Consider the following 19,685-nt stretch of genomic DNA (forward strand, 5'->3'; position numbering starts at 1 on the left):
CTTCGGGCCCGACACCCGCGTGGAGTTCGAGCTGCTGGCAAGCACCGAGCCTGCCCGCCAGGCCGCGCCCCGGCCCGCGGCAGGCGCGCTGCGTCAGGCGGTGGCCACCGGCGCGCCCGATGGCGCGCTACCCGACGCAGCCCCCGAGACCGCGCCGGTGCTGGTACCCCTGGCCAATGACCGCACCCGCCTGCGGCCCGACCTGGCCTTCGACAACTTCGTCACCGGCAAGGCCAACCAGATGGCCCGCGCAGCCGCGCTGCAGGTGGTCGAGCGCCCGGCCACCTACAACCCGCTCTTCCTCTACGGCGGTGTGGGGCTTGGCAAGACCCACCTCATGCACGCGGTGGGCAACGCCTTCATGGAGCGCAGCGCCAGCGCGCGGGTGCGCTACATCCACGCGCAGGAATACTTTGACGAGATGGTCCGCGCCATCCAGCGCAAGACCTCCGAGGACCTCAAGCAGTACTACCAGTCGCTCGACCTGCTGCTGATCGACGACATCCAGTTCCTCTCGGGCAAGCCGCGCACGCAGGAGGAGTTCTTCTACACCTTCGACGCGCTCTACGCGGCCCGTCGCCAGATCATCATCACCTGCGATACCTATCCCAAGGAGATCGCCGGGCTCGAAGAGCGGCTGATCTCGCGCTTCGACTCCGGTCTCATCGTAGCCATCGAGCCGCCCGAGCTCGAGATGCGGGTGGCCATCCTGCTCAAGAAGGCCGAGCAGCAGGGTGCGGCACTGCCCGAGGATGTCGCCTTCTTCATCGCCAAGCACCTGCGCAGCAATGTGCGCGAGCTGGAAGGCGCGCTGCTGCGGGTGGTGGCCTATGCCGGCTTTCGCGAGCGGCCGGTGTCGCTCGAGCTCGCCAAGGAGGCGCTGGAAGACCTGCTGGCGCTGAACCGCCGGCAGATCTCGGTCGAGTTCATCCAGAAGACCGTGGCCGATTTCTACAAGACCAAGGTTGCCGAGATGTACGGCAAGCGCCGCCATGCACACATCGTGCTGCCGCGGCAGGTGGCCATGTACCTGGCCAAGGAGCTCACCCAGAAGAGCCTGCCCGAGATCGGCGAGGCCTTCGGCGGGCGAGACCACACCACGGTGCTGCATGCGGTGCGCAAGATCGCCGAGCAGCGCCAGCACGACACCGATCTGAACCACCAGATCCATGTCCTCGAACAGACCCTGCGCGGATGAAGCCGGCACACCGCTCCAGCACCGCCACCCGCCGAGTCCGCCGGGCCTGTGCGAAACCCGTGCACATCGGCTTGAGCCAGTGTGCACAACTCGCGGGTTTTCCGGCCGCGGCCGCCCGTCACCGGGTTGCCCACAATCGCCGAACCGGCTTGTCCACCCCATGTCATTGCCCGGCGAGCCGCGCCGGTGCTGCATCTGCGCTGGTTGTCCACAGCGTTGCCGCTTCCTCATGAACAACAACAGGAAGAGATAAGACAATGCAATACCTAAGAGCCACCCGAGACGCGATCCTCAAGCCGCTGACCACCGTGGCCGGCATCGTCGAGCGCCGCCACACCCTGCCCATCCTTGCCAATGTGCTGCTCAGCAAGCGTGGCGAAGAGGTCTCCTTCCTGGCCACCGATGTCGAGATCCAGATCAGGACCACGGCCTCGCTCGGCTCGGGAGCTGATGAAGGCGCCACCACGGTCTCGGCCCGCAAGCTTCTGGACATCCTGCGCGCGCTGCCGGAAGGCCCCGAGGTGAGCCTCTCGGTCACCCAGCGCAAAGCCACCATCCAGGCTGGCAAGAGCCGCTTCGCGCTGCAGACTCTCGGCGCCGAGGAGTTCCCCACGGTGGCGGTCAACGAGAGCTTCAGCGCCTCGTTCGCGCTGCCGCAGCGTCAGCTCAAGCACCTCTTCCAGATGGTGCACTTCGCCATGGCGCAGCAGGACATCCGCTACTACCTCAACGGTCTGCTGCTGGTCACCGAGGGTGATGTCGTGCGCGTCATCGCCACCGACGGCCACCGTCTGGCCTACTGCCACACCACGCTCGAAGGGGCTCAGCTCGCCCGCAACGAGGTGATCATCCCGCGCAAGACCGTGCTCGAACTGCAGCGGCTGCTCGCCGACAACGACGAGCCGGTGCAGATCGATGTCGCCGCCAACCAGGTGCGCCTGCGCTTCGGCGAGGTCGAGATGCTGAGCAAGCTGGTCGAGGGCAAGTTCCCGGACTACCAGCGCGTCATTCCCACCGGTTATCGGCGGCGCGCGCTCATCTCCCGCGAGGCCCTGGCGGCGTCGCTCGGACGAGCCTCCATCCTCACCTCCGACAAGTTCCGGGGGGTACGACTGGCGCTCACCGCCGGCACGCTGCGCGTGCAGACCAGCAACGCCGAGCAGGAAGAGGCCATCGATGAACTCGAGGTCGACTACACCTCCGATGCGCTCGAGGTGGGCTTCAATGTGGGTTACCTGCAGGATGTGCTCGGCAACCTGAAGTGCGATCAGGTGGCCATCGACTTCGGTGACGCCAACAGCAGCGCGCTGCTCACCGTGCCGGGCGATGACAGCTTCAAGTATGTGGTCATGCCGATGCGCATCTGAGCGCGGTCGCCGGTATCCGCGAGCACGGCTCCCGTTTCACCGTTTCCGTTTCCTGAATCCTGATCCATCCGCCTGGCCATGTGCCGGGCTGTCTCACCACGCAGGACACCGCACCGAATGAGCGACGCCGCCAAGAGCTACGATTCCACCTCCATCCAGATCCTCGAGGGCCTGGAAGCGGTGCGCAAGCGCCCGGGCATGTACATCGGCGACACCTCCGACGGCACCGGGCTGCATCACCTGGTCTTCGAGGTGGTGGACAACGCCATCGATGAATCGCTCGCCGGCCACTGTGACGAGATCGTGGTCACCATCCACACCGACAACTCCATCTCGGTCACCGACAACGGCCGCGGTATTCCCACCGGCATCAAGTGGGACGACCGCAACGATCCCAAGCGCAGCGCCGCCGAGATCGTCATGACCGAGCTGCACGCCGGCGGCAAGTTCGACCAGAACAGCTACAAGGTGTCGGGCGGCCTGCACGGCGTGGGTGTGTCATGCGTGAACGGCCTCTCCAAGTGGCTGCGGCTGGTCATCCGTCGCGATGGCAAGGCCTACTTCATGGAGTTCCATCGGGGTGTGCCGCAGAACCCCGAGCCGGTGCAGGTGCTGGTGCCCGAAGGCGTCAATGCACTCGGCGTGCCCGCGGGCACCCCGGTGATGGTTTCGCCCATCAAGGTCACCGGCACCACCGAGCTGCGCGGCACCGAAGTGCACTTCATGGCCGATGAGACCATCTTCACCCATGTGGAGTACCACTACGAGATTCTGGCCAAGCGGCTGCGCGAGCTTTCGTTCCTGAACAACGGAGTGCGCATCAAGCTGGTCGACCAGCGTCAGGGCAAGGAAGAAGACTTCGCCTTCGCGGGCGGCGTGCGCGGCTTCGTCGAGTACATCAACCAGAACAAGACTGCGCTGCACCCCACGGTCTTTCATGCCACCGGCAGCCGCGATACCGAAGCGGGCCTGAGCATCGGCGTGGAAGTGGCCATGCAGTGGAATGACAGCTACAGCGAGCAGGTGCTGTGCTTCACCAACAACATTCCGCAACGCGACGGCGGCACCCATCTCACCGGCCTGCGCGCGGCCATGACCCGCGTCATCAACAAGTACATCGAGGAAAACGAGCTCGCCAAGAAGGCCAAGGTCGAGACCACCGGCGAAGACATGCGCGAGGGCCTCACCTGCGTGCTGAGCGTGAAGGTGCCCGAGCCCAAGTTCAGCTCGCAGACGAAAGACAAGCTGGTGTCCTCCGAGGTGCGCGCGCCGGTTGAAGAGCTGGTGGCCAAGGCGCTGGAAGACTTCCTGCAGGAGAAGCCCGCCGACGCCAAGGCGATCTGCGGCAAGATCGTCGAGGCCGCGCGCGCCCGCGACGCTGCCCGCAAGGCGCGCGACATGACTCGCCGCAAGGGCCTGCTTGATGGTGTGGGCCTGCCGGGCAAGCTTGCCGATTGCCAGGAGAAAGACCCGGCGCTGTGCGAGATCTTCATCGTTGAGGGTGACTCCGCCGGCGGCTCGGCCAAGCAGGGGCGTGATCGCAAGTTCCAGGCAGTGCTGCCGCTGCGCGGCAAGGTGCTCAATGTGGAGCGCGCCCGCTTCGAGAAGCTGATCTCCTCGGAGCAGATCGCCACGCTGATCACGGCACTGGGCACCGGCATCGGCGCGGGCGAGAACGGCAGCGGCGGCTACAACGCCGACAAGCTGCGCTATCACCGTATCATCATCATGACCGACGCCGATGTCGACGGCAGTCACATCCGCACCCTGCTGCTCACCTTCTTCTATCGGCAGATGCCCGATCTGGTCGAGCGCGGCCACATCTACATCGCCCAGCCGCCGCTCTACAAGGTCAAGCACGGCAAGGAAGAGCGCTACCTCAAGGACGACCACGAGCTCAACCAGTACACCCTGCGGCACGCGCTCGACGGCGCGGTGCTGATGCCAGCGCGAGGTGCCGACCCGATCAGCGGTGCGGCGCTGGGTGAACTGGCTCGCCGCTATCTGGTGGCCGAGGCTGTCATCGACCGCCTGGCCCGCATCATTGACCCTGACGCCCTGCGCGCCATGCTGGAAGGCCTCGTGCCCGACCTGGGCACCGAGGCTGCCGCTCAGGCCACGGCCACCGAACTCACCGCGGCGCTGCGCGCCCGCGTGCTGCCCGGTCAGAACCCGGCCGATGTCCAGGTGCTGGCCCACTACGACGAGCGCCGCGAACGCTGGCAGCTGAACATCGAGCGCCGGGTGCACGGCAATGTGCGCCTTTCACACATCGACGCCGACTTCCTGCTGACTGCCGACTACGCCACCCTGGCCGAATGCGCCCGCACGGTCGACAGCCTGATCGGCGAGGGCGCCGAGGTGCGTCGCGGCGAGGGCGATCGCCAGCGCAGCCACGCGGTGGACAGCTTCCGCGGTGCCATCCGCTGGCTGCTTGCCGAGGCCGATCGCGGGGTGGCTCGCCAGCGCTACAAGGGCCTGGGCGAGATGAACGCCGAGCAGCTCTGGGAAACCACCATGGACATGAGCGCGCGCCGCCTGCTCAAGGTGCAGATCGAGGACGCCATCGCGGCGGACCAGATCTTCTCCACGCTGATGGGCGATGAGGTGGAGCCGCGGCGGGCGTTCATCGAGCGCAATGCGCTGGTGGCGCGGAATATTGATGTGTGATCAGGCTGGCAGCCAACCCCTGAACATCTTTCTTTTCGGTCGGCTGTAACCAGCGAGCTTCCTCTTGCGAAGAACAGTGCGTGTCGGTCATCTGACACTCACTCAACCCCCAAGCAAGGAGCTCACATGTCCAGCAAGATCAACGTCACTTCCGTCCTGCTCGCCGGCGCCATCACCAGCCTCATGGCCGCTGCGGTGCATGCTGCCCCGCTGGCCAAGGAAGACACGGCGGTAAAGAAGGAGAAGTGCTACGGCGTTTCGCTGAAAGGCATGAACGACTGTGCCGCTGGCCCGGGCACCACTTGCCAGGGCACCTCCACCACCGATTTCCAGGGCAACGCGTGGAAGTTCGTGCCTGCCGGCACCTGCAGCAGCATCGTTGTGCCTGGTGGCAAGAAGGGCTCGCTCAAGCCGATCAGCGCCTGAGATCCGCAACGCACCCAAGCGGGAACGATGCGATGCACCTCCCCAAACCCTCGGCCTGGGGTTCTCGCTTGGCGGCATGCCAGCCGGTACCACCAGCCGGTGTTGGCTTCAAACATGAGCACGCAGACGCCATCGCCGCCGATGCCGGCTACGACGGTTTCTTCGAAGTTCATGCCGAGAATTACATGGGCGCTGGCGGCATGCCGCATCGGCTGCTCGAGCGCCTGCGGCGGGACCATGATGTCTCGCTGCATGGCGTGGCGCTGTCGATCGGCGGCAGCCAGCCGCTGTGCCGCGAGCATCTCGCCCGCTTTGCGGGGCTGGTGAATCGCTACCAGCCCGCTCTCGTCTCCGAGCATCTGGCCTGGTCGACCCATGCCAGCTGCTACTACAACGACCTGCTGCCGCTGCCCTACACCCCGGCCACGCTCCTGAGCGTGTGCGACCACATCGACCAGGTGCAAACGGCAATCGGCCGTCGGCTGCTGCTGGAGAACCCGGCGACCTATGTCGTCTTCAAGGAATCCACGATCCCGGAATCCGCGTTTCTGGCCGAGGTCGTGCGCCGCACTGGTTGTGGTCTTCTGCTCGACATCAACAACCTGTTCGTCAGCGCCGTGAACCATGGCCGCTCGGCGAGCGCTGACCTCGACGCGTTTCCGATCGAGCACATCGGACAGGTTCACCTCGCCGGTCACTCGGTGCAGGCCGAAGTCGACGTTGGCGGGCGCCTTCTGATTGACAGTCACGACAGCGTTGTCGCCGATGTCGTGTGGCAACTGTTCGAGCGCGCAATGCACCGTGGTGTTCATGCGCCTACGCTGATTGAATGGGACAGCAAGCTGCCGCCCTGGGCTGAGCTGAAGTCGCAGGCAGACATCGCGCGCAGCCTCATGCATCGCGCACTTCGTGTCGAGGTTGCGCATGACTGAAGCCGCCCATGCGGCAGGCTTCGCGCCGGCCCTGTTTGAGCCATCTGCACCTGCGCCCGACGGACTCCTGACGCCTAGCCGCTACGACATCCATCGCAACAATGTCACCGTCAGCCTGATCGACGCGATCGCTGCCATCTACCCGGCTGTCGAGCGCATCACCGGCACAGACTTTTTTCGGACGATGGCGCGCCTGCATGTTCGTGCAATGCCGCCGTCGTCACCGCTGTTGTTCGACTACGGTCGGGACTTCCCCGGCTTCATCGAAGGCTACCCTCACGCGCAACAGATGCCCTGGCTAGGCGATGTCGCGCGCATCGAACGAGCCTGGCTCGATGCCTATCACGCCGCTGACGCCAGGACGCTGAGCGTCGCGGACCTCGCGGCAGTCGACCCGGCTGCCCTTGTCGACGCGGTGCTTGTGCCTCACCCGGCGGCGCGCGTCATCCGTTCGTGCTACCCGGCACTGTCGATCTTCGTGATGAATCGGCAGCCGGCAGAGCCCGATGCCCGACTCGAATCAGACATCGCTGAAGATACGCTCGTCACCCGGCCGGCGTTCGAGGTGATGGTCCGTTCTCTTCCGCCCGGCGGTGCGACCTTGCTCGTTGCGCTGATGGACGGCAGACCGCTCGGCGAGGCCGTCGCCTGTGCCGTCGACGACAGCGACGCCTTCGACCTGCCGGCAAACCTGTCGGGCATCGTCGACGCGGGCGTGTTCACCCAAATCCGACTCCGAAAGCCCACCCGATGAATGCCACCACCTCCCTCGACAGCGCCGCACGGGGCCGCATGCTGCAAGCAATCCTCACCGCCCGTGACTGGGCTAGAACGGGCGCCTGGCCGCCGCTTGTGCAATTGGCGCTGCGCGTCGCGCTGGCGGTGCCGTTCTGGAAGTCCGGCATCCTGAAGTGGAGCGGCTTTCTCGAGCTGAGCGACACCGCGGTGGCGCTGTTCACCGACGAGTTCATGCTTCACCTGCCCGGCGGGCCGTATTCGTTCCCGGCACCTGCGGTCACGGCGTTCGCTGCCGGTTGCTTTGAAGTGGTGATGCCGGTCCTGCTGGTTCTGGGTCTTGGCACCCGCTTCGCCGCTGCCGCGATTCTGGGGATGGCATTGGTCATCCAGTTGACGGTGCCCGATGGCTGGCCAATCCATCTGACCTGGGCGGCGCTGGCGCTGGCCTTGATGGCGAACGGTGCCGGCCCGATGTCGATCGACCACGCCCTGGCCCGGCGCCTGAGCGGCTCGACCGCAGGGTCACGCTGATGACCTGCGATCACGCCCGCGTGCACTGGCGGATTCATGCGCGCTGGCAAGACAACCGGCACTGCGGCGGAACGATACCGCCGCGTTGCACCGGTGCGGTTTTGCGCGGACACTTGCGGCCTCCCGCAACTGCCGGAGTCACCGGCGCTGAGGCCTGCCCATGGTCGATCCGGACCCGAATGCTGACGAGCAGCGACTGCATGCCTTGTTCATCAGCGCTCTCGACGGCGACAACCGGGCCTACGCGACGTTTCTGACGCAGATGTCGCGGCGTCTGCGGGCCTACCTTCGCCGTCGGCTCTTCGGGTGGCCCGACGATGTCGAAGACCTTGTTCAGGAGTGTCTGCTCGCGATGCACAATCAGCGGCAGTCGTATCTTCGCGAGCAGTCGGTGGTGGCCTGGGCCCTGGCCATCGCGCGTCACAAGGTCATCGATCTGCTCCGGGCGAAGACAGCGCGCGAGCAGTTGCACGAGCCGCTGGACGCCGCCGAAAACTTTCTTGTGGCTGCGGCCGACGATGAAGCCATGGCGCGGCGCGATGTGCTGACCCTGCTGGCCGAGTTGCCCGACCGCCACCGGTTGCCCATCATGCATGTGAAGCTGGAGGGCCTCTCGGTGGCCGAGGCAGCGCAGCGGACGGGCATGTCGGAATCGGCCATCAAGGTTGGCGTGCACCGGGGGCTGAAGGCGCTGGCGGCCCGATGCGGGGTAAGGAGCGGCAGTGAAGACCGATGAGCTGGTGGAGATGTTGGCGCGCGGCGCCGAACCGGTGCCGCGCCATGCGGCGGGCAATCGACTGCTCGCTGTCGTGGCGTTGGGCATGCCCCTGACCGTGGTCCTTGTCGCTGTTTCGTTCGGCATCCGGCACGATCTGGGGCGTGCGCTCGGGGAGCCACTGTTCTGGATCAAGTTCGGCGTGCCGCTGGCCGTGGCGATCGCAGCCGGCTTGTCGCTGCGCCGGCTGACAAGCCCTGGTGTGCCGGCGGGCCCTGCCTGGCGGCTCGGGGCGTTCACCGTGCTGGCGCTGTGGGTGCTGGCCGCGCTGCAATGGACGGGCCTGTCGGAGGCGGCCCGCGCCGAGGCGCTCTGGGGCAGCACCTGGCGCGTGTGCTCGATGAGCATCGCCGCCGTCAGCCTGCCCCTGCTCGTGTCCATGTTGACCCTGCTTCGCGGGCTGGCGGCGCCCACGCGCCCGGCACTGGCTGGCGCCGCTGCGGGCCTGCTGAGCGGCGGGCTGGGCACGATCGCCTACGCCTTGCATTGTCCGGAACCAGGGCTGGCCTTCGTCGCCGTGTGGTACATGCTCGGCGTGGCTATCGTAAGTGGCGTTGGCGCGGCACTTGGGCGACGCATGTTCCGGTGGTGAGGCGGCCGACTCGCTTCACGGTCATGTGCCGTCTTGAGCGACGACCACCTGCTCACCGAAAACTGGATCGGCCGACCCTAGGCAGACGGATGCAGAGGCCGCGCCCCGCCTCAAGCACTGGCGTATCCTGCGGCCGATGCAGCTCACCATCTTCGGGACGCCGGTCGTGCGGCGCGTGTTGCGGCTCTTCTCGCTGGCCTGCCTGCGTCTGGCCGGCTGGCGTGTCGAGGGCGCGCTGCCGGCAGGCGGCGGCAAGTGCGTGCTCATCGCGGCGCCACACACCTCCAACTGGGACCTTCCCTGGACGCTGATGGGCGCCTTCGCGCTCAATCTGAACATCGTCTGGATGGGCAAGGCCTCGATCTTCTCGCCGCCCTTCGGTCCGCTGATGCGCTGGCTGGGCGGTATCGCGGTGCGGCGCGAGCAGGCCAACAATCTCGTGGCCGCTTCGGTGGCCGCGCTTACCGCGGCCGACGGGCCGGTGCAGCTGGTGGTCCCGCCTGAGGGCACGCGCAGCGCCACCCGGCGCTGGAAGACCGGCTTCTATCACATCGCCCAGGGCGCGAAGCTGCCGATCCAGCTCGCGTTCATGGACTACCCCAGCCGCCGCATGGGCCTGGGCCCGGTGTTCCAGCCCACCGGTGACATCGAGCAGGACATGGCCACCATCAAGGCCTTCTACGCGCCGATGCGCGGCCGCAACCCGGGCCAGTTCGACGCCAGCTGAGCCCACCCCGATGCAAGGCGCGCGCATCCTGCTGGTGGAAGATGACGAGCGGCTGGCGCAGCTGGTGTGCGCCGCGCTCGCGCGCGAGGGTTTTGAGGTGGCGCATTGCGCGCGTGGCGATGAAGCCCCGGCGCGCATCCTGGACGGCGGCTTCGATCTGGTGCTGCTCGACGGGCATCTGCCGGGCAAGGACGGCTTCGAGGTGCTGCGCGAGGTGCGCGGGCGCTTTGCCGGGCGCATCGCCATGCTCACCGCCCGCGATGACGACATCGACCAGGTGCTTGGCCTGGAGGGCGGCGCCGACGACTATCTCGCCAAGCCGGTGGCGCCGCGGGTGCTGCTCGCCCGGGTGCGCGCCCTGCGGCGCCGTGATGCCGCCGCGCCGGCCGCGCTGCGCTTCGGCCCGCTGCTCATCCGCCCCGAGGCCCGCGAGGTGCGCCTGAACGACCAGCCGGTGCCGCTCACCACCGCCGAGTACGACCTGCTGGCCTACCTCGCCGGCCGGGCCGGCCAGGTGGTCAGCCGTGACGACATCATGCAGGCCCTGCGCGGCCTGGAGTTCGACGGGCTCGATCGCGCGATAGACGCCCGCATCTCGCGGCTGCGCCGGCGTATCGGCGATGACCCGGCCAACCCGACGCGCATCCGCACCGTGCGCGGCCAGGGCTATCTCTTCATGCCCGACTGAACCCGCGCCGGCGCGCCGTGTCCTCTTTCCGCACCACCCCGCTGCGCCTGGCCGCCGGCCTCGCCGCGGCCGTGCTCGCCCTGGTGCTGCTGGTGCAGTCGCTGGTGCTGCTCACCGTGGACGACCTCACCGACGACTATGTGCGCCGCTTCATGGCCGGCACGGTCTCGCTGATGGTCGATGAGCTGGCGCCCCTGCCGGCGGCGCAGCGCGCGGCGCGGGTGCGCGATCTCGACGAGCGCTTCGCCTATCCGGTTGAGATCAGGCCGGCCGATGCGCCGGGGCTTTCGGCGGCCGAGCGCGAGCGGCTTGCTGCCGGCGAGACCCTGGTGTCGGGCCTGCCGCGACGGGTGCAGGTGCTGCTGCCCGGCGCGCCCGCGCAGGTTCTGGTGCTCGGGCCTTTCAACCCCGAGGCCAACCCGGAGCACCGCCTGGGCCTGTCGCGCGAGTTCGGGCGTGCCCTGCTGGTGGGCGTGATGCTCGCCCTCGCGGTGGGCCTGATCGCCTTCTGGCTGCTGCGCCCGGCCTGGCGTGATTTGCGCGCCTTGCGGCGCACCGCCGATGCCCTGGCCGACGGCCGCTTCGACACGCCCATGCCCACCCTGCGCAGCAAGGTGTTCGCGCCCCTGGCCGAAGGCCAGCGCGCGATGCTTGCCCGGCTGGCAGCGGCCCTGGCCGCGCAGCGTGAACTCACCGGCGCGGTCTCGCACGAGCTGCGCACGCCGCTTGCGCGCCTGCGCTTTGCGATCGACGCGCTGGCCGCCGAGCCCGACGCCGCCAGGCGCGACGCGGCCGCGGCCGACTGCGAGCGCGATCTCGACGAGCTCGAGGCCCTCATTGACGCCAGCCTCACCTTCGCGCGGCTCGACAGCGGCGCGCTGCAGGCCCGACCCGAACCGGGAGACCTGAGCGCTCTGCTGCACGCCGAAGTCCGGTCGCTGCAGCCGCTGCTGGAAGGGCGCGCGCTCACGGTGCAGGCCGATCTGCCCGGCGCGGCACGCTTCGACGCGCGCCTGCTGCCCTACGCCCTGCGCAACGGGCTGCGCAATGCCGCGCGCCACGCTCGCGAGGCGATCGCGGTTCAGGCCTGGCAGGACGCGCAGGGCCGGGTCTGTGTGGCCATCGATGACGATGGCCCGGGTGTGCCCGAGGCGCAGCGCGAGGCGGTGTTCCAGCCCTTTCGCCGGCTCGAAGGGGAACGCGAGCGGCGCAGCCAGGGCTTCGGCCTGGGGCTGGCCATCGTGCGCCGGGTGATGCTCGCCCACGATGGGGAGGCCCTCATGCAGCAGGCCCCGTCAGGCGGGGCCAGACTGCTGCTGCGCTGGCCGGGCTGATTCACATCATCTGCACGGTGTGCGAGGTGCTCACCCGCAGCCACGGGCCCGGGTTCTGCGGCAGCGTCACCTGGTATTCGCGGCCCGACCATTCATAGCGCACCGTGTAGTCACGCACCTGCTCGCGCACCGAGTTCACCGGCTGGCAGATCTGCACCGGGCGCGGCGCGGCCGGCTGCTCGGCCATCGATCGGCCCACCTGCGAGCCGATCGCGCTGCCGGCGGCCACCGCCACCAGCCGGCCGTTGCCCTTGCCCAGCGCGCTGCCGGCGGCCCCGCCGATCAGCGCTCCCATCACCGTGCCGGTGGTGCTCGACACGCCCGAGCTCGGCTGCTGCTGCCACTGCTCGGTGCACTGCTGCCGGGTCTCGACGATGCGGTCCATGTTCGGCGTGGCCGAGATCACCCGCGCGAGGTTCTGGTTGGCGGGCTGCAGGCTGCGGTACTCCGGCATCGGCGCGGGCATCGTGCCCGGCATGGCCGGCGTGATCGGCGCCGGAACGCCCCAGTTGCCGCCGCCGGGGTTGAGCGCGTCCTGCGCGCGGGCTGCGCCGCTGCCCAGGGCGAGTGCCGCCACCAGGGCGGGGATGATCAGGCCGGCGCGGGGGTTGGCATTGCGATGGGTCATGTCGGTCTCCTGTCTGGTTGGGTGATGCGTGCTGCATCGACAGGACCGATTCTGCGCAGCCGCCCCGCGGCTGTCTGTGGCGATCGGGTGCGGCCTTTGTGACGGTGTGTGACCGGGCGGCACGCCCGCCCGCCCCGGAGGATTGCCCCCGGGGTGCCGCGCCTCAGACCGCCGCTGCCAGCCGGCTCGCCTGGTCGATGGCGCGCTTGGCGTCGAGCTCGGCGGCCTCGAAGGCGCCGCCCACCAGCGTGGACTTCACCCCGCGCGCCTGCAGATCATCATGCAGACCGCGCAGCGGCATCTGCCCCGCGCACACGATCACCGTGTCCACCTCGAAGAGCCGCGGTTCGCCGTTGACCAGCGTGTGCAGGCCGGCGTCGTCGACGCGCCGGTACTCCACCCCGCTCACCATGTTCACCCCGCGCCGCGCCAGCACCATGCGGTGCGTCCAGCCGGTGGTGCGGCCCAGGTTCTTGCCAAGCGCGTCGGCCTTGCGCTGCATCAGCCAGACCTCGCGGTCGGCCTTGGCCACCTGCGGGGTGACGCCAGTGACGCCGCCGCGGGGATGGTTCACGAAGTCGATGCCCCACTCGCGCGCGAACACCTGCACATCCAGCGCGCCCGACACGCCGGCATGCGAGACCAGCTCGGCGACATCAAAGCCGATGCCACCCGCGCCCATGATCGCCACCCGCTGCCCGATCGGCTTGCGCCCGAGGATGGCATCGATGTAGCCCACCACCTTCGGATGGTCGATGCCGTCGACCTCGGGCCGGCGCGGCTCGATGCCGGTGGCCACGATCACCTCGTCAAAGCCCATCGCCTGCAGCATGGCCCCATCCACCCGCGTGTTCAGGCGCAATGCGATGCCGTGCACCTCGATCATGCGGCGGTAGTAGCGCAGCGTCTCGTTGAACTCCTCCTTGCCGGGGATGCGCCGCGCCAGGTTGAACTGGCCGCCGATCTCGGCGCCCGCCTCGAACAGCGTCACCGCATGGCCGCGCTCGGCCGCCACGGTGGCATAGGCCAGGCCGGCAGGGCCCGCCCCCACCACCGCGATGCGCTTGCGCGCCGCGGTGGGCAGGTACTTGAGCAGGGTCTCGTTGCAGGCTCGCGGATTGACCAGGCAGCTGGTCTCGCGGCGGGTGAAGGTGTGGTCCAGGCAGGCCTGGTTGCAGGCGATGCAGGTGTTGATCTCGTCTTCGCGCCCCTCGCGCGCCTTGTTCACCAGCTGCGAGTCGGCGAGCATGGGCCGGGCCATCGAGACCAGGTCGGCATCGCCGCGGGCCAGCACCTGCTCCACCACCTCGGGCATGTTGATCCGGTTGCTGGTGATCATGGGCATCTTCAGCTCGCGCCGCAGCCGCCCGGTCACCTGCGCGAAGGCCGCGCGCGGCACCATGGTGGCAATGGTGGGCACCGGCGCCTCGTGCCAGCAGAAATGGGTGCTGATGATGTTGGTGCCGACATCGCGGATGGCCTTGCCCAGCATCACGATCTCGTCCCAGGCCAGGCCGTCCTCGAGCATGTCCATGGCCGAGATGCGGAAGATCAGGATGAAGTCGGGGCCCACCGCCGCGCGCACCCGGCGCATCACTTCCACCGGGAAGCGCATGCGGTTCTCGAACGGGCCGCCCCACAGGTCGGTGCGCAGGTTGGTCTTGTTGACCAGGAAGGTGGAGATCAGGTACCCGGCCGAGCCGATCACTTCCACGCCGTCATAGCCGGCCTGTTTGGCGAGCGCCGCGCAGTTGGCGAAGTCGTCGATCTGCTTCTGGATGCCGGCCTCGTCGAGCTCGCGCGGCTTGTAGGTGCCGATGCGCGACTTCACTGCCGAGGCCGCCACGCAATCGGGGGTGCGTGCCAGCGGCCCGGAGTGCAGGATCTGCATGCAGATCTTCACATCGGGGTCGGCGGCATGCACGGCATCGGTCACGATGCGGTGCTGCGCTGCTTCCTCGGGGGTGGTCAACCGCGAGCCCAGGCCCGACTCGGCATTGGGCGGGATCCCGCCGGTGATGATCATCCCCACCCCACCGCGGGCGCGCTCGGCGAAGTACGCGGCCATGCGTTCGAAGCCGTTCTCGGCCTCTTCCAGACCGGTGTGCATCGAGCCCATCAGCACCCGGTTCTTCAGGCGCGTGAAGCCGAGGTCGAGCGGGGAGAACATCAGCGGGTAGCGGGAGTGGGCGGTCATGGTGGCCTGCGGGTGTGGCGGATGCCCCGACTGTAATGCACTTCCGCGGGGCGCTGGCCGGGGGCCGTTCCGTGTCGCCCGTGGCTTGACCGCGCCGGGGCCGGGCCGGCACCATGGCCCGACAGAGGGAGGCCCGACACAGGGCGCATCCCCGCCACGGAGACCGCCATGAACGCACCCACGCTGCGCGAGGTCAGCCTCGACGACAAGTACACCCGCACCCGCGGCCCGGTCCTCATCAGCGGCCCGCAGGCCATCGTGCGGCTGATGCTGCTGCAGCGTGAGCTCGACCGGCGTGCCGGGCTGAACACCGCCGGCTATGTGTCGGGCTATCGCGGCTCGCCGGTGGGCGGCATCGACCTTGCCATGTGGGAGGCCAAGGCCCAGCTCGAGACCAGCCAGGTGGTGTTCGCGCCCGGCATCAACGAAGAGCTCGCCGCCACCGCCATCTGGGGCACGCAGCAGCTGCGCAGCATGAAGGACCCCAGCGTCGATGGCGTGTTCGGCCTGTGGTACGCCAAGGGCCCGGGTGTGGATCGCGCCGGCGACCCGATCAAGCACGGCAACTATGCCGGCACCCATCCGCACGGCGGCGTGCTCGCGCTTTTCGGCGACGACCATCCCGGCAAGTCCTCCACCATTGCCCACCACAGCGAGCAGGCGATGGCCGCCCACGGCATCCCGGTGCTCTATCCGGCCGATGTCGGCGAATTCATTCCCTACGGCCTGCTGGGCTATGCGCTGTCGCGCTACAGCGGTTGCTGGGTGGGCTTCAAGGTGGTCAACGAGACCGCCGAGCAGACCGCCACGGTCGATGTCGATCTCGATGCCATGCGCTTCCAGCAGCCGCCCACCGGCGAGCTGCCACCCGACGGCATCCACTGGCGCGGCAGCTACGCGCCGCTCAACGACGAGATCATCCTCAAGCGCTACAAGCTGCCGCTGGTGCAGCGCTTCGCGCGCGCCAATGGCATCGACCGGCTGGCCCTGGGCGATGCCAGCGCCCGCTTCGGCCTGGTCACCGCCGGCAAGGCCTTCCAGGACACCATGCAGGCGCTGTCCACCCTGGGCATCGACGCCGCCCGCGCCCGCGCGCTGGGCGTGGCGGTCTACAAGGTCGGCCTGGTCTGGCCCCTCGAGCCCGAGGGGCTCGCCGAGTTCGCGCAGGGCAAGGCCGAGCTGATGTTCGTCGAGGAGAAAAACGCCTTCGTCGAGCCGCAGGCGGCCGCGCAGCTCTACAACCTCGCGCAGCGCCCGCGCATCGTCGGCAAGACCGACACCGCCGGCGCGCCCCTGCTGCCCACCGATGTCCAGCTCGAGCCGGTGGAGGTGGCGCTGGCCATCGCCCAGCGCCTGCAGGCCGCCGGCATCTGGGACGAGGCCCTCGCCGAGCGCGTCTCGGCCACCCGCGCCTATCGCAGCGCCCTGCTTGCCGTCACCGGCGCGGGGGTTCGCCGCCTGCCCTACTTCTGCTCGGGCTGTCCGCACAACACCTCCACCAGCATCCCCGAGGGCAGCATCGCGGTCTCGGGCATCGGCTGCCACGGCATGGCCATCTGGGCCAAGCCCGGCACCACGCTGATGGGCACGCAGATGGGGGGCGAGGGCATCAACTGGGTGGGCCTGCACCGCTTCACCGCCACCCCGCATGTCTTTCAGAACCTCGGCGACGGCACCTACTTCCACTCGGGCCTGCTCGCCATCCGTCAGTCGGTGGCCAGCGGCGCCAATGTCACCTACAAGATCCTCTTCAACGACGCGGTCGCCATGACCGGCGGCCAGCCGGTCGACGGCCAGATCACGCCGGCGGCGATTGCCCACCAGGTGCTGCACGAGGGCGTGCGCCGGGTGGTGCTGGTGAGCGACGATCCTTCCCGCCACGGCGCTGGCCTGCCCCCGGAGGTGAAGGTGCTCCACCGCGACGAGCTCGACCGGGTGCAACGCGAGCTGCGCGAGGTGCCTGGCTGCACCGTGCTCATCTACGAGCAGACCTGTGCGGCCGAGAAGCGGCGCCGCCGCAAGCGCGGCGAGTTCCCCGATCCGCCCAAGCGCATGTTCATCAACCCCGAGGTCTGCGAGGGCTGCGGCGACTGCTCCACCCAGTCGGGCTGCGTGTCGCTCGAGCCCCTCGAGACCGAGCTCGGCCGCAAGCGCCGCGTCAACCAGTCGAGCTGCAACAAGGACTACAGCTGCGTGAAGGGCTTCTGCCCGAGCTTCGTCACCGTGCACGACGCGCCACCGCGGCGCCGCGCCGGCGCGCTTCAGGATGACTCGGTGTTTGCCACGCTGCCCGAGCCGCAGCGCGCCGCGGCGCCAGGCGGGGTGCATGGCACGCTGATCGCCGGCATCGGCGGCACCGGCGTGATCACCGTGGGCGCGGTGCTGGCCATGGCCGCCCACCTCGAGGGCCGCTCGGCCTCCGCCTACGACATGACCGGCCTGTCGCAGAAGAACGGCGCGGTCTACAGCCACCTCAAGCTCGCCGACCCCGGCGTGGTGCTGCACAGCCAGCGGGTGGGCCTGGGCGAGGCCTCGCTGGTGCTGGGCTTCGACATGGTCGCGGCCCTGGGCGACGAGGCCTACCGCACGCTGTCGGCCGCCACCCGCTTCCTGGGCAACGACCGCATCCAGCCCACGGCCGCGCTCAACTTCAATCCCGATGACCGGGTCGACACCGGCCTGCTGGTGCGCAAGCTGCGCGAGAAGGTCGGCGAGGGCAGCATCGATTTCGTCGATGCCACCGGCATCGCCCTGGCCCTGATGGGCGACACCATCGGCGCCAACCTCATGATGGTCGGGGTGGCGGCGCAGCGCGGCTGGCTGCCGGTGGGCATTGCCGCCATCGAGCGTGCCATCGAGCTCAACGCGGTGCAGGTGCCCTTCAACCAGCGCGCCTTCCGGCTTGGCCGGCTGTGGGCCCATGACCCGGCCACGGTCATGCGCATGCTCACCGAGTCGGGCGCCATGCCCGCGCCGCTCACCGCGCCCGAGCCGATGGGCGCGCAGGCCCTGATCGCCGATCGCCGCGCCCGTCTGGTGGCCTACCAGGACGAGGCCTATGCCGCGCGCTATGCCGAGTTCATGGCGCGCGTGCAGCAGGCCGAGCAGGCGCTCGGCGAGGCCGGCCAGGCGCTCACCCTGACGGCGGCCGTGGGCCGGGGGCTGTTCAAGCTCATGGCCTACAAGGACGAGTACGAGGTGGCCCGGCTCTATGCCGATCCGGCCTTCCTGCAGCGGCTGTCGGCGCAGTTCGAGGGCACGCCCCGGCTGGGCTTCAACCTGGCGCCGCCGCTGCTGGCGCGCCGCGATCCGGCCACCGGTCGCCTGCTCAAGCGCGAGTACGGGCCCTGGATGCTCACCGCCATGCGCCTGCTGGCCCGCCTGAAGTTCCTGCGCGGCGGCGCGCTCGACATCTTCGGGCGCACCGAGGAGCGGCGCATGGAGCGCGCCCTGATCGGCGAGTACCAGGCGATGATCGAGCGGGTGCTCGCCGGGCTGACCCCCGCGCGCCTGGCCGATGCGGTGGCGCTGGCCGCCAGCGTGGACCAGATCCGCGGCTTCGGCCATGTGAAGCACGCCAATGTGACCAAGGTCCGCGAGGCGCAGGCGCAGCTGCTGGCCGCCTACGAGGGTCAGGCGCCGGCGCGGGTGATCGAGATCCGGCGCGCGGCCTGAGTCTGGCCGGCTCAGCGGCCGGCCGAGCGCACCCGCCAGATCGGGTGCGTGGCCATCACGCCCAGGGTCACCGCCAGCACCCCGGCCACCGGGATCAGCACCGCCTGGCGCGCGCCCAGCGCGCCGATCGCCAGGCCCATCATCAGGGAGCCCACCGGTGCGCCGCCGATGCTGGCCACCGAGAAGGCGGCCATCACCCGCGAGCGGTGACTGGCCGGCGCGTTCTCCTGCAGCAGCGTGCGTGACATCGACATCGCCAGCCCGCCGCCCATCCCCCAGGCGAACACGCAGGCATTGAAGCCCCACTGCGGAATGTCCAGCGCCATCGGCAGCAGCGCGGCGCAGCCGCCGAACTGCGACACGCACAGCGCGCGGCCGGGCGTGGCCACACCGCCGCGCCGGATCAGCACGGCGATCATCGTGAGCGTGCCCAGGCCGAAGGCGATCAGGCCCTGCGCGATGTCGCGCGAGCCGCCGCCGTGCAGATCACGGATCGCCAGCGGGATCAGCACCACCATCACGCCGGCGAAGAACACGCCCATGCCCACCAGCAGCAGGAAGGTGGCGCGGATGGTCGGGTCGGCGAAGAGCACCGCGAAGCCGCCGCCGATCTCGCGCAGCGGTGAGGGCCTGGGGCCCTCGGGCGCGGTGGGCCTCTGGGCCGGCAGGCGGCTGGCCGCGAACACGCCCAGCGCCAGGAGCAGCGCCTGGGCAATCAGGATGCCCACCGGCCCCCAGGCGCCGGCCTGCCCGGCCAGGGCCTGGCCAAGCATCTGCGTGCCGAACTGCATGCCGATCGCCACCGTGACCACCTTCTGCACCGCGCCCCCGGCCACCCGGTTGAGCATGCCGTCGCGGGCCGGCAGCGCGAAGGCGCTGACCACCCCCCACGCAAGCGCATAGGCGAGCACCAGACCCTCGCCGATGCGGCCCAGCGCCAGCGCCGCAGCCAGTCCGAGCGGCATCAGCATGCCCAGCGCCTGGATGCCGATCAGCACCCGGCGCGCGTCCACCCGATCGGCCAGCCAGCCGCCCACCATCAGCAGCAGCAGCGCCGGCAGCTGGCCGAGCATCTGCGTGAATCCGAAGCGCTCGGCCGGCTGCTGCAGTTCGATGGCGAGCAGATAGGCGAGCAGCACCGACTGGATGCCCGAGGGCGCCATGAAGGCAGCCACGCTGGTGTAGTACCAGGCGATGGCGGCGCGGG

General features: G+C 69.1%; 16 protein-coding genes. 13 read left to right on the forward strand and 3 right to left on the reverse strand.

Translation table 11 applies throughout. From position 1 onward, the window contains the following. The 12 genes from dnaA to AC2H6A_RS08920 all read left to right on the forward strand — a co-directional run. The coding region (gene dnaA / locus AC2H6A_RS08865; RefSeq protein WP_484272801.1) for a chromosomal replication initiator protein DnaA at positions 1–1,198 on the forward strand (1,198 nt) is incomplete at its 5' end. Positions 1,199–1,455: 257 nt separating this feature from the next. After that, positions 1,456–2,565, forward strand: coding sequence for a DNA polymerase III subunit beta (gene dnaN, locus AC2H6A_RS08870; RefSeq protein ID WP_484272802.1), 1,110 nt, complete (start codon positions 1,456–1,458; stop codon positions 2,563–2,565). A 78-nt stretch (positions 2,566–2,643) separates the two neighbouring features. Further along, the gene (locus tag AC2H6A_RS08875) at positions 2,644–5,235 is read left to right on the forward strand and encodes a DNA gyrase subunit B (RefSeq protein WP_484272803.1); all 2,592 of its coding nucleotides are present in this window, start codon (positions 2,644–2,646) and stop codon (positions 5,233–5,235) included. 126 nt (positions 5,236–5,361) lie between these two features. Next, positions 5,362–5,661, forward strand: a complete 300-nt coding sequence (locus AC2H6A_RS08880) for a BufA1 family periplasmic bufferin-type metallophore (protein WP_484272804.1) — start codon at positions 5,362–5,364, stop codon at positions 5,659–5,661. 32 nt (positions 5,662–5,693) lie between these two features. Further along, positions 5,694–6,593 (forward strand): MNIO family bufferin maturase, encoded by a 900-nt coding sequence (gene bufB / locus AC2H6A_RS08885; protein ID WP_484272805.1) that lies wholly within the window; start codon positions 5,694–5,696, stop codon positions 6,591–6,593. Next, positions 6,580–7,347 (forward strand): HvfC/BufC family peptide modification chaperone, encoded by a 768-nt coding sequence (locus AC2H6A_RS08890; protein WP_484272806.1) that lies wholly within the window; start codon positions 6,580–6,582, stop codon positions 7,345–7,347. The genes bufB and AC2H6A_RS08890 overlap by 14 nt, the downstream gene beginning before the upstream one ends. Beyond that, on the forward strand, positions 7,344–7,862 hold the full coding sequence (locus AC2H6A_RS08895) for a DoxX family protein (protein WP_484272807.1): 519 nt from the start codon (positions 7,344–7,346) through the stop codon (positions 7,860–7,862). Before AC2H6A_RS08890 ends, AC2H6A_RS08895 begins: the two co-directional genes overlap by 4 nt. 160 nt (positions 7,863–8,022) lie before the next feature. Beyond that, positions 8,023–8,598 (forward strand): sigma-70 family RNA polymerase sigma factor, encoded by a 576-nt coding sequence (locus AC2H6A_RS08900; RefSeq protein ID WP_484272808.1) that lies wholly within the window; start codon positions 8,023–8,025, stop codon positions 8,596–8,598. Further along, positions 8,585–9,229: an NrsF family protein gene (locus AC2H6A_RS08905; RefSeq protein WP_484272809.1), complete on the forward strand. Its 645-nt coding sequence runs from the start codon at positions 8,585–8,587 to the stop codon at positions 9,227–9,229. The genes AC2H6A_RS08900 and AC2H6A_RS08905 overlap by 14 nt, the downstream gene beginning before the upstream one ends. Positions 9,230–9,365: 136 nt before the next feature. Further along, a complete protein-coding gene (locus tag AC2H6A_RS08910) occupies positions 9,366–9,956 on the forward strand; it encodes a 1-acyl-sn-glycerol-3-phosphate acyltransferase (RefSeq protein ID WP_484272810.1) in 591 nt (196 codons plus the stop codon). A 10-nt stretch (positions 9,957–9,966) separates the two neighbouring features. Beyond that, the gene (locus tag AC2H6A_RS08915; protein WP_484272811.1) at positions 9,967–10,644 is read left to right on the forward strand and encodes a winged helix-turn-helix domain-containing protein; all 678 of its coding nucleotides are present in this window, start codon (positions 9,967–9,969) and stop codon (positions 10,642–10,644) included. Positions 10,645–10,661: 17 nt separating this feature from the next. Further along, on the forward strand, positions 10,662–11,978 hold the full coding sequence (locus tag AC2H6A_RS08920; RefSeq protein ID WP_484272812.1) for an ATP-binding protein: 1,317 nt from the start codon (positions 10,662–10,664) through the stop codon (positions 11,976–11,978). Position 11,979: 1 nt separating this feature from the next. Here the strand turns inward: AC2H6A_RS08920 and AC2H6A_RS08925 are convergent, their stop codons facing one another. Then, on the reverse strand, positions 11,980–12,606 hold the full coding sequence (locus AC2H6A_RS08925; protein WP_484272813.1) for a glycine zipper 2TM domain-containing protein: 627 nt from the start codon (positions 12,604–12,606) through the stop codon (positions 11,980–11,982). A gap of 163 nt (positions 12,607–12,769) precedes the next feature. Further along, the gene (locus AC2H6A_RS08930; RefSeq protein WP_484272814.1) at positions 12,770–14,803 is read right to left on the reverse strand and encodes an oxidoreductase; all 2,034 of its coding nucleotides are present in this window, start codon (positions 14,801–14,803) and stop codon (positions 12,770–12,772) included. A 168-nt stretch (positions 14,804–14,971) separates the two neighbouring features. On the opposite strand from AC2H6A_RS08930, the gene AC2H6A_RS08935 reads away from it, so the two are divergent. Beyond that, positions 14,972–18,478 carry an indolepyruvate ferredoxin oxidoreductase family protein gene (locus AC2H6A_RS08935; RefSeq protein ID WP_484272815.1) on the forward strand — a complete coding sequence of 1,169 codons (3,507 nt, stop codon included), beginning with the start codon at positions 14,972–14,974 and terminating at the stop codon, positions 18,476–18,478. 11 nt (positions 18,479–18,489) lie between these two features. On the opposite strand, the gene AC2H6A_RS08940 is transcribed toward AC2H6A_RS08935, so the two are convergent. After that, positions 18,490–19,685 (reverse strand): MFS transporter (locus AC2H6A_RS08940; RefSeq protein ID WP_484272816.1); only part of this gene is annotated, 1,196 nt, incomplete at its 5' end.

Source organism: Quisquiliibacterium sp., from assembly GCF_982640115.1.